This window comes from Vibrio sp. Isolate33 (assembly GCF_022397895.1).
Classification (GTDB): Bacteria; Pseudomonadota; Gammaproteobacteria; order Enterobacterales; family Vibrionaceae; genus Vibrio; species Vibrio pomeroyi.
In genome coordinates this window covers 95,769-111,218 of record NZ_JAKEUP010000003.1, presented here as the reverse complement: position 1 = coordinate 111,218, position 15,450 = coordinate 95,769, and the positions used below count along the sequence as shown (strand labels likewise).

The window sequence follows — 15,450 nt, the reverse complement described above, 5'->3', positions numbered from 1 at the left end:
ACTACCTTCGTTCATTCTGTACCGCGTAATAACCACGGATTTCTTGAGCGCATAATGCCAGACAGGTGCCATTCAACCAAGTAACTAGGAGGAATAATCTGTTGTTATCGTAATAACACTCAACACTGCTCGTTATTGATTGGCTCCAAAAGAACCTTAGTCACGAATAGCCTGGCGATTGGCGCGACTACAGCAAACACTAGCAAAGCCGATGGTAGCATTTGACCAATCGCAGCCATCCATGCAGCAAAAATCCACGCATCAAAAAATATCGTCTTGTGGTAGGTTCTTGGCGGCCACGATGGCTGGCAGGCTGAGTAGCATGGTTGGAAGTACCATCGAAATCATTAGTGGGTATCGGTATTTCCGAGGAAATTTTTCATGGTTGACTCTAATGAATGTGAGTTTTGTATTAATGTTTACCATCCCAACCATAACCTTCCAGTTAGTTATGTGATTTGAAAGGTTAAAGCTAGTGAGTTTTAGGCATAGTCGTTCGGTCTTAAAAAGCGATGACGCGTTGAATTAGCCAAAACATCGATGTGACGCCACAAAAGTAACTGATTGAATTTCTCACCATGGTGTTAGAAACCAGCGTCAACTTTTTGGTGATGAGTTGGATAAACAGGTAAGACGCCGCAACGAAAATTACTTGTCCGATTTCGACACCGACATTAAAACTGACCAGCGCCATGAGCTCCTCATTATGTGGCAAGCCGATTTCGCTTAACACAGAGGAGAACCCAAAACCATGCAATAGACCAAAGCTCGACGACACCAATAACGGGTACTTAAACGTTAGACTATCAGTTTTGTTGGAGGCAATTTCGTAGGCCAAAAACACAATGCTCAACGCGATACTGGCTTCGACGGGAGCGATGCTGATGTTCATCATACCCATTGAAGACATGATCAATGTGATGGAGTGAGCAATCGTGAAGCCAGAAATAGTCATTACGATCTTCTTGGGTGTTCGCGCAATGAAGATCAAGCACAATATAAATAACAGATGATCGTAGCCTTCCAGAATATGCTCAATTCCCAACTTAACGTACGCCGTCATCACGTTGTCAGATTTAAACTCATCAGCCAATTTTAGCTGGTGGTCACTAACGTTTAGCACTCGTGAAATGATGTTGTTTTCGGCATCTTCAATCCGGACGATCACATCCACTTGATACTTGGTTAAACCATCAATATCGAGTTGTAATCCTTTTAAGCCGTTCTCTCGCTCAATAGTCCATTGTTGAACATAGGCTCCGGGTATCACCGAGCTGAGCATATTGGCGTGGTCTTTTTGGCTCTGTCCATCAACAACGATATCAAGGTCGACGGTTCTGTCGCCTTTTACTGGGCGTTTCCACAGAAAGTCGGAGTGCGTGCTGTCGATTTGTTTGATCAGCAACGAAGCTGATTGCATGTCATCGGCGTAAGCCCCCAGTGACATGGTCATCAAACATAAGAAAAGTAACGAGATTAGCTTTTTCATCACGGTTTCCTTAAGAGTTGGCGTCGGAGTTGCTCATCACAACTTGATAGTCGTTCAGCAGTTTGCTTTCGTAAGTGTCTAGATTTTCTTGATTGCGCTGAATACGCCAATCGTCTAATACTCGAGCTTTGGCATTATCAAACGAGAAGTAGTCATTCTCTGTCTTGCTCGTCACTTTCACTTGGAAATACTGCGATGTCGCTTTGATAGGTGACGACCATTGATCCAGAGGTTGGGTAGCCAACTGTTCTAAGAATTTGGCACCGAAGCGTTTATCTACGTCGTAAGAATCCCAATTGGAAACTGCGATCGGATTGGGTTGTTCTGAATAATTTCCGCTAGAGTCCGAACTTGTAATCAAGTCTGGACTGATGTTGATTGCTCCGTTTGTGCTGTCCAGCGCGATGAACTCAAAGCTATAGATATCGGCTTTCTTGTAGTTATCGATGTGTGCTTGATAAAACTCATGCAGCGACTCATCGCTTGGTTGCTCCATCACGGAAACGTCATTAATCATGAAGCGAAGCTTCTGTTTGAGGCGACGTTTTATGACGGCATCGTTAGTATCAAAGCCGACTTTTCTTGCTTCTCGTGCGTAAGCTTCATCAAGTGCGTAGTCACGAACTAACGCTTGTAGTTCTTGGGGGGTAGGCTGTTTGCGCCACAGTTTTACGTATTTAAGATGGATTTGCTCAAGTTTATCTTCCGTAATAACAATCACATTCTCCTCATTGAACTTCTGTTGTTCGGAGTAATGGTTGTAAGCAAAAAGTGCGGCAGCAATTAGGAAAAATTGCATTAGAGGTTGGCGCAATAAACGTACAGTTAAATTTTTCATGAAAGTAATCTTTTTAACAGATAAATAGGGCATCAAATCCATTGAGTGGATAGCACCACAGAGCGGCTCTATGGTGCTATTGTGTAGCTAGGTTAAACTTAGTTTTCGACGAGTCTCAATAAGACTAAGGCGTATACCAAATTGGCGAGGTAAACGCGCGCTCTTGAATAGAAACTGGCAGTTCTTCAGGAACGGTTGTGCCCATTTCTACTGCATCAAATGTGCTCCAACGAGGAGTTGGGATTTCTAGTACACGAGCGTAGTAGAACGCATGCAGTGATTCATCAAAGTCAGGGTCGACCCATTCAGCTTGAAGTGACTCAGCGCCAATATCATTGGTGAAGGTGGCTGTTTTCACGTCCACGGTGTTACCTACGGCAGGCACTTTGCCATGTTCATTCTCAACACGACCATCAGACATCGCAACGTTGTAGACTTTTTCAAACGTTTTGCCGTCTTTTACCCAGCCTTTGATGATCTGGATTCGGTCTAAGTTACCGCTATCAGGATCTTTTTCAGCTTGGACTATAATGGTTGGTGCTGTTTTACCGTGAATATCTGCAGAGGTTAGGTCGCTACCCATTGGCACGCCTTCATCGTAAGCCGTTGCTTCCCAGTCTGCTTGTTTTAGCAATTCTTGTGGGTAGTCGAAGCTTGCGAAAGTTCGCACTTTCATGCGAGTTCCTGTTGTTGCGTAAACTTCTTTGTTTGCTAACGCATCATAAATCTCTTCTCGAGTATTCGATTTTGCCCAAACTGCAGCTAAACCAGACGTACTGAACTTACGGATTTCTTCAATGTTACGACCTGAGTTACCCGGTGAACCGTACATGCGTTCTTCTGGATGAACTTCAACCCCAAATTTACCGGTGAAGTTGAATTCTTGGAAAGTGCTTGCTCCGTTGTGGGTATCAGCATCGCCAATGAAACCGAACTTGTATGGGTTACCTTGACCTTCTGCTTCTTGCTTAATACCGCGCAGTAGAGCGTCGCGTGCATAACCACCCACTCGTTTGTCTGTTAGACGACCGTGCATATCTAAACGATAATCCCACAATTCAAAACCTGCGAACTCATCGTTCGGAGACAACTCAGGGTGCGTCTCTGATGTGCCTTTGATCTGAGTGATTTCGTAAAGTGGTTCATTTCTCATACGAGTTTCTGCATAGGCTTTGTCTACTTTAGAGCCGCCGTAACTGGTATCGACAGGGAACATCAAACCATCGCTGGCGTTACCATTGTGAGGGATCGCTAACAGTGTTGAGCCGTTCTCACGTTGCTTGTCCATCCAAGCCCAAAGGTCCTCTGGTCGTTTCGAATCGAAGCTGGTAAACGGTATTTCTGGAATGTGGTCAGTATCTCTGAACATCAATACACGGTGCATGTTGCGAGCTTCAGGGCCTGAGGTCCATTCGAAGCCAGCAAAAGTCGTAAACTGACCTGGTGTGTTGTATTTGTCTGTGATCTCGACTGTTTGCGCGAATAATGATTTTGCGAGCTTAGGGTCAACCAATCGAGGATCGCAGCTGTTTTTATTCATGCAGTCGAAGATGTCAGCATAGGCCCCCCAAGCCACAACTTTGTTTTTTGATGCCAAACGCTTAGATATGTCCAAGTCATAAAGGTCACTTTCTGGGTTGACCATTTGTTGGAATACGCCTAAAAATTCGGCGTGGTCTGTCACTGAATACCAATCAAGAGGTTTACCTTGGATTTTGAAAACATTACCGTTTTCATCAACAATTTTTTCACCACGAGCCCAGCGATACGCCGTTTCAGGGTTGAAGGTTGCGCCTTGCGGAAAGCCATCAAAAGACCAGCCAGTATGGACGTGTAAGTTACCGAAATACGCTTCTTTATTTTCGTGAACCGTAATGTCTGCCTGTGCTGCCATACTGCTGCATAATAAAATGGCAGAAACACAACTTGCTAATTTGTTTATTTTTTTCATAGGAATGACCTAATAAATGGGTGAACTGAACGTACGCAGGTTTTCTTAACATCTTGTTTGTTTAGAAAGTCCGCACACATAAAACGAGTGCTTATGTTTTGTCATTCCGTGTCGGGCAAATACATGGCCTGAAGTGTTATTCCGTAGACTCAACGTGATAGTGAACAAGCCTGTAAATGCTCGTTGTCGCTAAGATGGGAGAAGTATAATCAAGAGGATAAAGGCGAAAAATATCTGAAATTGGTTTTCACTTTTGCATTGCTGCAATAGTGAATGGTTGTCTCTTATTAATTGTTTTGGTGAATGCAAAAACACCTTACATTAGTAAAGCAAGACGCTTTTCTAACGTAAGGTGTTCTTTATTTTGGATTTACTCTTAATGCTAAAAGCTAACTCGCAACTGATTGCTTAGATATTATTCCCTCTTAGATATTGTTACTTCCAAGTCGGGAAATCGGAGCCTAGAGGTGAGGTTGGTTTATCCCAGTAAGCCGGTGTGCGTGAGTATTCTAAGACCGGTTTTAAATGAGTGATCACACCAAATGGCGTTGGCGTTTTTATGGTGTTCTCGCTGATGTTTCCACCGGAAATTACTTTATGTATTGTGGCGAATTTCTTATCGATGTTCTCTTGGTCTTTCTTTTGACTTCTTTGTTGATTCTGCGGGTTCGAATTCAAACCTTGGTTTTGATACCACATACAAGTTTGGGCTAATGAAACACTGACACGTTGGGAACCACCAATGAAAGCACGGTTGTGAAGCGCTTTCAGAATGCCGATAGAACCCATTAAGCCAGTGCCGTAATCGGTAATGAAACCGTAAGGACATAGAATCGGTTGGTTCTCGGTGCCGTGATCAAAGGCTGAACCAACAGCCGCTTGTGCGATGTTTTCCCACCCGTGCCTATTCGCCCATGGTCCAACTTCGCCAAATGCCGAACTGGTTACGATGATTAAGTTAGGGTTAATTGATAATAACTTCTCTTCTGTTAAACCAAACTTCTCTTGAAGCCGACCTGGAGCATAGCCATTTACATACACATCAGTTTCTGTGATCAGCTGATAGAACGTCTCGAGATCCTTTTGTTTATTAAAGTTCAGGTAAGCATTGCGTTTACCAAAGCCAGTATCAAGGTAGTTTGACGTAATACGCTCGGCGGAAGGGTTGGCAATATGCAAAACCTGAGCGCCTTGTTCCGCCAAAAAGGTCGACATTGAGGGCCCTGCAATAATATGGCTAACATCTAGCACTTTTACGTCACTGAGCGGTCTTTCGCTCGGTTTGAACGGAACTTTAGAACCCGTACCAAGCGTTTTGACTTGGATTGGTGGAAGCTTACTTAGAGCTTGGCCTTGTGGGTGCGCTTGAAACTCTTGTTGAGTTCGAATCTTGGTGCCACTTAACCCATGCTTATTAAAGATATCTTCCCACTCTTGCGCTGTTTTAGACAAGTAGGCAGCTTCAATAGCTTCCTGTTCTGGTGGGCAGTTCAATACTTTTAAAGTCTTGTCGTGTAAATGCTCCAGTGCAGTAATGGTCTCAAAATACCCATCTTTTGTTTTGTGAGTGAGCGATTCAAAACGCTTGAAAGCATCTAGCGAGAGTGGCTGATCATTGATGTGAAGGAAGTTAGGGCGATAAAGCATTTCCATCGCTTTTTTATGATCAACTGTGACGGTTTGAGCTTTGCCAGTTTTATGTTTCCAAATATTTGCAACCAACAAACCGTTCATCATTAATAAAGAAGAAAAACTATCCGACATACTGTACGGTGATAGTTCATCTGAGCTTGGTTCGTAATTCGTATCAATACTTTCAATGTCTGACGATATTTCTATATCGACCACTTTTTTTAAGTTTTCTAGACCATATAACATAAATAAACCTTTGATGTTTTCGTAATAGATAATCAGCTTACTTCAGTCTATATTTGGGATAAACGTCCAGAAATGAGGAAGAGTTTTGCACAGAAGCAATAATAATTTTGATCTAAATACGTTGACTATTTTTAGGCGAGTTGTAGAGCTAAATTCGCTTTCAAAGACAGCGGAAGAGCTAGTCATTAATCCATCAACTGTGAGTCGAAAAATATCAGATCTCGAATCATTTTATGGGGTTAAGCTACTACTGAGAACAACCAGAACACTCACCCTTACTGAGGAAGGTAAGGCGTTTTATGGCTACTGCCAGAACATCGAAGACTTGTTGGTTCGTTCGGAAAACGAGATAACCAATACGCAAGTTGAGCCGACAGGGGTGTTACGATTGGTGATACCAGTTGATCTCGGTAACTTGGCGCTAAACAATGCGCTCAATGAGTTTGCGATTAAGTACCCAAAAGTGGTGTTAGATTTAGAGTTTTCAAATCGTTCCGTAGATATCGTTGAAGAAGGCGTTGATGTTTGGTTTTGTATCGGTGAAGCATCGAATCAAAGTTTAATTTCAAAACATCTTATGACACACAGACGCTATTTAATGGCCTCGAAAGAGTATTTAGCTCAGTACGGTGACATTAATTCGATTGACGAAATGACTCCCCCTCACCGACAAGTGTTAAACAAAAACCCGTTTAATTATAAAGATAAAAACGCGATAAAACACCTACCGTATTCGGTTGCGGTAAACAGCAGTTATGCGGTACTTCAGTCATGTATAGCAGGCCTTGGGCTTGCTTATATTACGAAATCGATGGCCAATAAATATGACGCTGACCAACAATTAGTGACGATATTAGAGAGTGAGATTTTTTCTGAAACGGTGGTTAATATGTTGTATCCAGAACGGAAACTTAAACCTATGAGGACTGAATATTTCCTTGAATTCATGTCTAATTATTTCCGGTATGTGTAGGCATATAGTCAAATAAAATTGAGACGGGATAAACATAAGTTCCTATGTTTATCCCGTCTCTTTGGTGACTCATAATTCGTTTCGTTTTTGTGTGGGCAGGGTGGGGGACGAAACCCCCAGTCTTATCGCTAATGCTCGTTGTTTTTATGAAGAACGTTTACTTAGCGTAGCATGATGTCTTCGTGGCCATAGCCCGGTATGAAACCAAACAAGCCTCGGTTAACGACTTCTGATGGACGGTGAGTGATTGCGCCGTTTCCTGCGGGTTCGTCGCTCCATGTTGTTTTGATTGGATCATGTGCGCCCATCACGGAAGGTCCTGTTTGGCAGTAAGCTGGGGTCTCAGACAACTGTACATAAGGTGTAATTCGAGTGAACACCGAACCTGATTCGCTGGTTTGGTCGATTAAGTACTCGCGCATGTCAGCCATTGAAATCGGCACAACTTCTTCTTTTTGGGCATCTAAACTTAAAAGCTCCATTGCTGAACGTGCTAGCATGGTTTCTACATTCCAGAATCCACCTTTCTTCTCACGTTGGATCAGTGCTGAAATCGTGCCGATTGCAGCTAAGAACCCTGTGCTGAAATCCAGTACGAGAGCGCCAACAAGGTGGTATTGGTCGCGACCTTGCGATGCGATGTGTGTCATGCCTGTACAAGTTTGAGCCAATTGCTCCCAACCTTTACGTTTGCTCCAAGGGCCCGTTGGACCGTATGCAGAGATCTGAGTAATAACGAGGTTAGGGTTGATCTCCATTAGTGTTTTTTGATCGAATCCTAGTCTTTCTAGAGAGTTTGGACCGTAACCCCATACGAGTGCATCGGCATCTTTCAACAATTCAGTGAACTTCTCTTTGTGTTGTTGCTGCTTCAAGTCGAGTTGTATCTGCTTTTTACCGTAACTTTGCTCAAAGATTACTGGGTACAAGAACGGAAATTCAGGGTTACGAACCGAGATGACGTCTGCACCGTATTCCGCGAGCTGACGAGTAGACCATGGGCCAGCCACCACGTGAGTGACATCAATGATTTTAAGCCCTTCAAGTGGACGATGTTTTGCTTGAGTTAACTTTTTAGATTTTGCATCGCCTTGTTGATCAACCAATACCAGAGGATGCTTAGCCATAGCTTGCCCTTGCGGATGTGCTAGCCATTGTTCTGGTGTGTAAAGCGGCGCCATACATAGGCCTTGCTCTTCAAAATCGGCTTCAATTTTTGCAATGTCAACTTTAGCAACTTGGTCGCTCAAGCTTTGGTAGTTATTTGCTGAATCGAAGTAATTTAAAATACCATCGCGTAAATGCGGGTAAGCACCATTCATACACATCCATTGACCGTCTTTCGATTGTTGGATGCTGTTCACTGGAACTTCGATTTCACCACCAAGAATTAGTGTACCATTTAGGTAATGGTATGCCGGGTCGTTCAAACTCATGGTCGCATGGCGTCGGTCAACGGTTACGCTCTGTTTTGGCAGGCCTCGTAGTTCGCCAATCTCTTCCAAGCTAGCCCCAAATGCTGCAATCACACCGGTAATGTAATCTGCAGTTGCTAGATCTTCTTTTAGGTAAGTCGGTGTTTGAACCACATTGATGTCTGATGCTGGTGTAGATAGGTTAAGTGTATCTGCAATATGTTGATAAACTTTGTGTTGATTCGTATTCATAATATTTGTCTCTAATTCTTACTTTATTGAGCGCTGCTGGGTATAACGGCAACGCTGCCAATGGAATTTGTTTTGTTAAGGCGCTTAGTTTTTCGGTTTGTGCTGCTCAAGTTCTGGCGGATAATCGACGACATAACGTTCAACTAAGTTATTTTCATCAAGCCACAGAATGTTCAATAACGAATCAAAAGAAATGACATTATCAAGGTTCTGTTTTTCTGTGATTTTTGCACCACCGTTCATAATGATCGCGTTACCCACTTGGTAAACGTCGTGAATAAAATGCTCAGTGATGAAGGGTTCATCTATTTTTTTGAAGTAAGCTTTCACGTTCTCAAGGCCGATGATCTTTTCCTGTCCAAATTGCATCACAATATCGTCACGCAAGATTTCGAAGCCTGAATTTTCAGAAAAATCTAATGTATCAATTGCCTGAAACAGTTTTGGCAGCCATGTTGGTGCTTCGATTTTTGTCATATGTGTATTCATGGTATGTCTCCTATCCTAATAAATATTCAATTAACTCATTGGTTATGAAATGTTATTTATTAGGATTGATAGTGATTAAAATTAATGAGGTTGATTCTCGTTGTTAGAATTTGTAGTTAAATTCAAATCCACGTGTTGCGTCTGAGTAGTCTTGTTCTGAATCCCATTCTTCATGGTATTGAACGTCTAAATCTGCGGTGATTTGGTACGTTAAGCGTATTTCGTTCGTGAATAGTGTGTCTTCACCGTTGTAATAGTTATCTGTGTAAACCGTTGCACCGCCCAATGTGCTGCGCCATTCTGGGTTATACATAAAATCCAAGTTGTCTAAGATTTTCACTTTTGCGTACGCACCGATTTGGCCGTAAGTACCTGGTAGGGTGTAGCCTGTAACGTGGTCATCAATTGGGTAACCATTTTCTTCAAGAGGCAGTTCGCCGTTCATGATGGTTAAGCCAACACCCGCATAAGGTAAAACTTCAATGCGGTTGTATTGGTATTTCCAAGTGATGTTTGCTGATAGATCAAGCTGTTCTTTTTCTACGTCATATTCGGTATCAATGTAGCTACCGATGTTCGATGCCTTGTCAGTATTGAAGTAACGAGCTCGAACGCTATCAATTGAATCATCACGCTCGCTTGAGCCAGACCAACCTAGGTTGTCCCCTGCAATGCCTTTTACTTCAATAATACTTTTGGTTTGGTTTGCTTCAGTTTGGTCATCGAATTGAACTTTTACGCTTGCGCCGTAGTTGTCAAAGCCAATACCTGCGGAAACAGAAGAAGTATCTGTATTGCTAGCTGCTAGAACGCTAGTTGAAGCCAGTGAAGCAATTAGGATAGCGGTTGTTGTGGTATTAAGTTTCATGATGTTTTTCTCTTTCAATTTAAAATTTGGCGTAGTGCCGTGTTGTTGAGAGAGAGTATATTCACCACCTTGTTTTCGATAAATATCTTGAATTACGCTTCATAATTGCACTGGTGCAAAAGTGGATTTATAGAAGATTATTGCGTGAAAAAAAAGGGTTTGCATTTGCATGTATTGGGGGAGGATGGCGATAAATTTAGATTGAATACGATCAGCATGTGTTCAATTATTTTCAATAAAACAACAGTTACACGGACTAAAAAACTGAATGAAATGGTCGATATTGATAATCGGAATAGTAATGAAGAGATCGAAGCTTTCGATTTATCGTTTAAAATGGAGTTATTGCATTAAGCTGGTGGGGATGAGCTTTCGATTTTAGAATAACAATAGTAACTTAGTACTGTGAGATATTGCCATTAATCCTGAAGCCCTGTTTTGTTAGATGTCGAGCGTAGCCAATCACGCCATGAGTAACACAATAACTAATGGCGAAGTGAATCGAGGTTAATTAGTGGATACCGGATGATTCTTACGTTTATGCCGTAGCACGAAGTACACGATGACATTTAAGACTGCCCAAATGCATGCCATATCAAACATTCGTTCAACAAAAGGTTCGACATGAAAACCATTCGATTGTGTATAAAGAGTTACAGGGACTAATACCGCAGACATAAAGCCCACTTCGAAGTTTGGGATATCCTTATGTCGCAACTCTTTATGGAATGAAAAGTAATGAACCACGCTAGTCAATACAAACAATAGTAAGGCAAAGAGCGCAATGTTGTTTGGATGACCAAGCAGTAAAAGGTGGAATAGTAGCGCCATTAAGCAGCCTGTAATTTGCACTGGGATAATGGATTGAACGACCAATTTACCTTGCTTAATACTGCTTCGTAGCGCGGCATTGATTACGACAGAAAGACAAAAAATAGCACCACCAATATCCATGGTCAGAAATGTGACTAAAGCGCACGTTATCAGGACAACTATCAGCAGTTTATGCAGTTCTGAAATCGTAGGTTCCTTGGCTGTGCTTTTTGTTTTGGGAAGCTCGTTGTCAGACGGAAACAGTTTAAAGCAGAGCCACCCGAGCGGAATCATAAATGAGACCCCTTGTAGTAACTCTAGAATTGTATTTTCGACGACTAAGCCACTGGTTGTATTGATAAAGGCATAACAATACAGAAAAACGGGTGACGTGTAGGCCATGATTTTTGATGGGTATTTTATGCCAGTCATCAAGCACCAGAATAATGAGGCACTCAACATGACTGCAAACATCTGGTTGTTATAAAACATCTCCCCAACCAACATGCCTACCACCACAAAAGCTAAGATTCGCATCAGGAAAATGACTGACACTCTAAGGCTAAATTTATGACCACTGATGATTGCAGGCCCTAAGAAAACACACAGCACGACTTGCTGCATGTTTAATAACTCTGCAATCACGATAGCGACGGTAAAAAATAAGCTAGCTCGAAGAACTGGGCGTATATTCATGGGGCAAGATCTAATAGATGTAGCGAAACAGGGAGACGAACTTCATCACGGTGACAGAGAACAAACTCCAAAACCCGGAACCTTCCGGTTTAATCATCGTGGTGGCTTTAGATCCAGATATGAGTTCAGTGGGTAAGTCTTCAACTTCAATTATTGTTCTTACTTGTTGGCTTTTTCTTATCCAACGTTCATCACGTTGCACAAATGCTTCTTTGCCTAGATCATTATCGTTACGCTGGTTTACTTGCACCGCGGAGTCTTTGGATTTGATGGTTCCAGTAAATATCTCACCGGGTAGGGCATCAAACACGACCATGACGGTAGCACCTTCTAGTCGCCCTAACGCTTTTTCATTGAAGTTTGCCACTAGGTTGGCATTGTGATCTAACGTGATAGCTACTTGAGGGTTGCGGTTATTAATAAACTCACCAACATTCAGTTGTAGGTTTGTAACCCAGCCTGAAACCGAAGCAAACGTAATCGCTTTTGAGATCTTTCTATCCGCTCTATTAACTAGAGCTTGTGCCAGCATTAATCCGCCATTCTCACCTTCTTCTGCCAACTGAATTGTTTTTGATTCAAGTTCCAGTTTGTCCTTTTTAAGTTCTTTTTCAGCGTCCAAATAAGCTAAGTGCGCATCATCAAACATCTCTTGGCTGATGGTTCCTTTGGTAAGTAGTGCTTTGAAGCGTTGACAATGCGTTCGTGTGTTATCAACAATTTCTTGTTGCTGATCCACCTGCTGTGTTGCTTGTTTTATTTCGATTTTTAAGCGAGTCAGATGCTGCTGAATAACCACCATATTGGCGTAAGCGATGTCTTTATTTTCAACCAAATCCTGCTCATCAATGGCAAAAATTGGGTCGCCTTTCTTGATGTAGTCGCCGTTTTTCACAAAGATCTCACTAACATTGCCTTCTGCTCCTGTTGTCACTGAGATGATGTCTTTTTTTAGATAGGCGTTAGTCGTGAATGGCGCGTTAATATCACTAAACACCATGCTTACACCAAACAATACGAGCGCGACGAACACGCTCTTTCCTACTTTGTTGGTGATGTGTTGCAAGTTCATTTTGTTTTCTCTGTTAAGTTAAATGTTATTTTTGATAAATACTTTTTAAAGGTTATTTCTACCCTTCAAAAACCCAGTTTTGCCAACTTTGCATGCGTAGAATTACTTTACGTACGATAGAGAACATTTCCCATTTCGGTGAATACACAGCGACATGCGCGTCTGTGCCCGCAGGGATAGGCTGACCATCCAATAACTCCGGTTGAACAAGTTCGACTTTCACTAACACGCGGCCACCGACTCTCTGAATTGGGTCATTCAGATTGCCCGATGGCGTGACGGCACCTTGTTTAAATATGTCCATTACATCGACGACTTTTGCTCGGTAAGCATGGCCGGGAATGGTTTTGAAAGTCACTTCTGCTTCGTAGCCGGGTTTGATATAACGCGCTGGGTTTTGTTTGAATGCCGCGACAATGGTTTTAGATTCGTCATGCACAAACGTTAGGTTTCCTTGAAAAGGGACGACACGACTTTTCATGCCTGGGCGTAGTGCTACCTGCGTGACATAGCCATCTGTCGGTGCGACAACCAACGTTTTATTGAGGTCGAACTGAGCTTTATCGAGTTCGGCTAGGTGAACCTTTTTTGCGGCCAATTGTTGTGCAATCTTTGAGTCAGCTACGTCTAATTGAATGTGATTTTGTGCTTGAACGGCTTTGAGCTCTGCAATCGAATCAGTACATTTGTCTACTTTTGTTTGAGAAGCAAAATCGCTTTTTGCCAACTCATTAAAACGGCTTAATTCCTTTTCGTTAAAGACAAGTTGAGCCTGCGTTTTGTTGATGGATTCGCGGATGTCTTGTTTAGACAGAAGCAGTTCATCAATGGCGGCATTTGCTGCGGTGACTTCTGCTTTGGATCTGCCTACTGTTGCTTGAAATGGAGTCGGGTCAATTTGGTACAGAGGATCGCCTTTTTTCAAAGCAACATTGCCTTTTACAAAAACGTCGGTGACTTCGCCTGAAACTTCTGAGGTGATTGGGGTAGTCACACTATACACACCGGCCACTCTTGCTACTGGCTGGTACATCGCCATGTATAAGAAGATCCAACCGACTAAGAAGGCACCAATGACCGTTGCGGTTGTAATTGTCCATTTGTTTTTAGGCAGCTTTAAGACACGAAATACAATCACACACAATGCGATATAGCTTAGGATTATCAAGGTTTCCATTACTGTTCCTCCTCACTTTTTGCTTGCAGCGCATTGATACGTTGTTCTAGCTCATCGAGCTTTGATTGTTCTGCATTCGTCGTTCTCAAAGGCTCACTCAACATGGCCCAAACCCAAAGCAGTGGCCACATTACGTGTAAGAAAAATAGGCTGATCCAACCGGCTACGTGGATGGCATCTTGATGAGGGTGATTGCGTTTTACAGCAATCTCATAAGGAATATCGTGAATCACAATCAGGCCGTACACTAGGATCAGTAGTACGAGGATCAGAATACCCAAAGATAAGTAATCTAAAGTAAGGTTCATAAGGCTCTCTCCATTACGGATGAAATCGACCATTAATTTCAGCAGTATCAGAAAGCATAAAAGCGAACCCTTACCCAATCGATAGGGTAAAGGTTAAATGACATTTAAGTATTACTTAATCGAAAGCGCGCTTTGGCTTAATTGAAGGGGAGGGTATTGTTTAGTTGATAGATTGAGTCGACGTAATCAGAGCATCGCGAAACCATTTATGACCGTTGTCGTTGCGTTGAGAATGATGCCAAGTCATATAGATGGGAACGGGCTCAGTCGAGAAGGGTAACTCGATGATCTGATATTTATCGCTTTTAGACACTTTGTCTGCAATGGAACTCGCGGTGACACATAGCCAATCAGTTTGGCTGGCTAATACCAACCCAGTGAGCGCGGAACTTGTTGTGTAAGCGACTTTGCGCACGGGCAGTGGAACATTACTGACCGAGTTGAGTGTGTAGTCATTCATTCTTTGTGTTTGCCAAATGATGTGTTCTTCGGCAAAAAACTGTTCCATTGTTATGCTGCCTTGGATGCGAGGATGGCTTGCATTGAGTACCACGACAAGGCGCTGTTCAAACAACTTCATGTTGTCATAACCGTGCTCTTCTAGGGGAACGGTAGACAAGATCACATCGACTTTGCGTTGTCTTAAATCGGCTTGTCGAGATTGCTCATCAAGGTGCTCAATGTCAGCTTCGATATTGGTATTAGGAGCATGTTCGTTTCGATACTTGGTCAATGTGGGAACGACTAATATGTCGATGTCTTTATGGCTGGATATTCGAAAGGTGCGGCGACTATTCTGGGCATCAAAATGTTGGCGAGACTTAGACCCATTTAAGAGTAAATTCAAAGGCTCTTGTACTTCCGCGTGTAACTCTATGGCAAAGTTTGTTGGCGCAATACCGCGTCCTTCTCGTATGAATAAAGGGTCGTTATATTGCTCCCTCAATCGATTAAGGGATTGGCTTACTGCCGGAGCTGAAATGCCCAATGCTTCCGCCGCAACGTTAACACTTCGTGCCTTCATTACCGCATCGAGAGTTTTGAGAAGATTAAGATCCATGACATAAACCATTTAAGCTAACGTTAACAATAATTAGATTATGGTTGAATCTTGGCTTAATTCTAGCCTTCAGAGCTATGCTTATCGATTTCCTGACAATAAATTAACTGTAGCGCTGAACTGCTTGATTGTTGTTGCGTTCTCAACGATGTCGTCCACACCTAAGTCGAT

At 42.6% G+C, this 15,450-nt stretch carries 13 protein-coding genes; 1 reads left to right on the top strand and 12 read right to left on the bottom strand.

The window, feature by feature from the left end:
• Window positions 1-502: 502 nt before the first annotated feature.
• The 4 genes from L1D37_RS07185 to L1D37_RS07170 all read right to left on the bottom strand — a co-directional run bounded on the left by L1D37_RS07185 (window position 503) and on the right by L1D37_RS07170 (window position 6,156).
• Window positions 503-1,489, bottom strand: a complete 987-nt coding sequence (locus L1D37_RS07185) for a HupE/UreJ family protein (RefSeq protein WP_239847386.1) — start codon at window positions 1,487-1,489, stop codon at window positions 503-505.
• Between the two features lie 10 nt (window positions 1,490-1,499).
• The gene (locus L1D37_RS07180; RefSeq protein WP_239847385.1) at window positions 1,500-2,327 is read right to left on the bottom strand and encodes a peptidylprolyl isomerase; all 828 of its coding nucleotides are present in this window, start codon (window positions 2,325-2,327) and stop codon (window positions 1,500-1,502) included.
• Window positions 2,328-2,451: 124 nt separating this feature from the next.
• Window positions 2,452-4,278 (bottom strand): DUF3604 domain-containing protein, encoded by a 1,827-nt coding sequence (locus L1D37_RS07175; RefSeq protein ID WP_176679307.1) that lies wholly within the window; start codon window positions 4,276-4,278, stop codon window positions 2,452-2,454.
• Between the two features lie 435 nt (window positions 4,279-4,713).
• Window positions 4,714-6,156, bottom strand: a complete 1,443-nt coding sequence (locus L1D37_RS07170) for a CoA transferase (RefSeq protein WP_239847384.1) — start codon at window positions 6,154-6,156, stop codon at window positions 4,714-4,716.
• Between the two features lie 85 nt (window positions 6,157-6,241).
• Between L1D37_RS07170 and L1D37_RS07165 the strand changes: the two genes are divergently transcribed.
• Entirely contained in the window at window positions 6,242-7,129 is an 888-nt protein-coding gene (locus L1D37_RS07165; RefSeq protein WP_176679309.1) for a LysR family transcriptional regulator, read from the top strand.
• 161 nt (window positions 7,130-7,290) lie between these two features.
• Here the strand turns inward: L1D37_RS07165 and L1D37_RS07160 are convergent, their stop codons facing one another.
• From L1D37_RS07160 to L1D37_RS07125, 8 genes are all read right to left on the bottom strand, one after another.
• Complete coding sequence (locus L1D37_RS07160) at window positions 7,291-8,796, bottom strand: CoA transferase (protein WP_239847383.1); 1,506 nt, start codon at window positions 8,794-8,796, stop codon at window positions 7,291-7,293.
• Between the two features lie 84 nt (window positions 8,797-8,880).
• A complete protein-coding gene (locus L1D37_RS07155) occupies window positions 8,881-9,285 on the bottom strand; it encodes a hypothetical protein (protein ID WP_176679311.1) in 405 nt (134 codons plus the stop codon).
• A 103-nt stretch (window positions 9,286-9,388) separates the two neighbouring features.
• Window positions 9,389-10,153: a hypothetical protein gene (locus L1D37_RS07150; protein WP_176679312.1), complete on the bottom strand. Its 765-nt coding sequence runs from the start codon at window positions 10,151-10,153 to the stop codon at window positions 9,389-9,391.
• A 507-nt stretch (window positions 10,154-10,660) separates the two neighbouring features.
• Window positions 10,661-11,662, bottom strand: a complete 1,002-nt coding sequence (locus tag L1D37_RS07145) for a hypothetical protein (RefSeq protein WP_239847382.1) — start codon at window positions 11,660-11,662, stop codon at window positions 10,661-10,663.
• A 10-nt stretch (window positions 11,663-11,672) separates the two neighbouring features.
• Window positions 11,673-12,734, bottom strand: coding sequence for an efflux RND transporter periplasmic adaptor subunit (locus tag L1D37_RS07140; RefSeq protein WP_239847381.1), 1,062 nt, complete (start codon window positions 12,732-12,734; stop codon window positions 11,673-11,675).
• 58 nt (window positions 12,735-12,792) lie between these two features.
• Window positions 12,793-13,911: an HlyD family secretion protein gene (locus tag L1D37_RS07135; protein WP_239847380.1), complete on the bottom strand. Its 1,119-nt coding sequence runs from the start codon at window positions 13,909-13,911 to the stop codon at window positions 12,793-12,795.
• On the bottom strand, window positions 13,911-14,219 hold the full coding sequence (locus tag L1D37_RS07130; protein ID WP_239847379.1) for a DUF3302 domain-containing protein: 309 nt from the start codon (window positions 14,217-14,219) through the stop codon (window positions 13,911-13,913). Before L1D37_RS07130 ends, L1D37_RS07135 begins: the two co-directional genes overlap by 1 nt.
• Window positions 14,220-14,379: 160 nt before the next feature.
• Window positions 14,380-15,279 carry a LysR family transcriptional regulator gene (locus L1D37_RS07125; protein WP_239847378.1) on the bottom strand — a complete coding sequence of 300 codons (900 nt, stop codon included), beginning with the start codon at window positions 15,277-15,279 and terminating at the stop codon, window positions 14,380-14,382.
• Window positions 15,280-15,450: the final 171 nt, after the last annotated feature.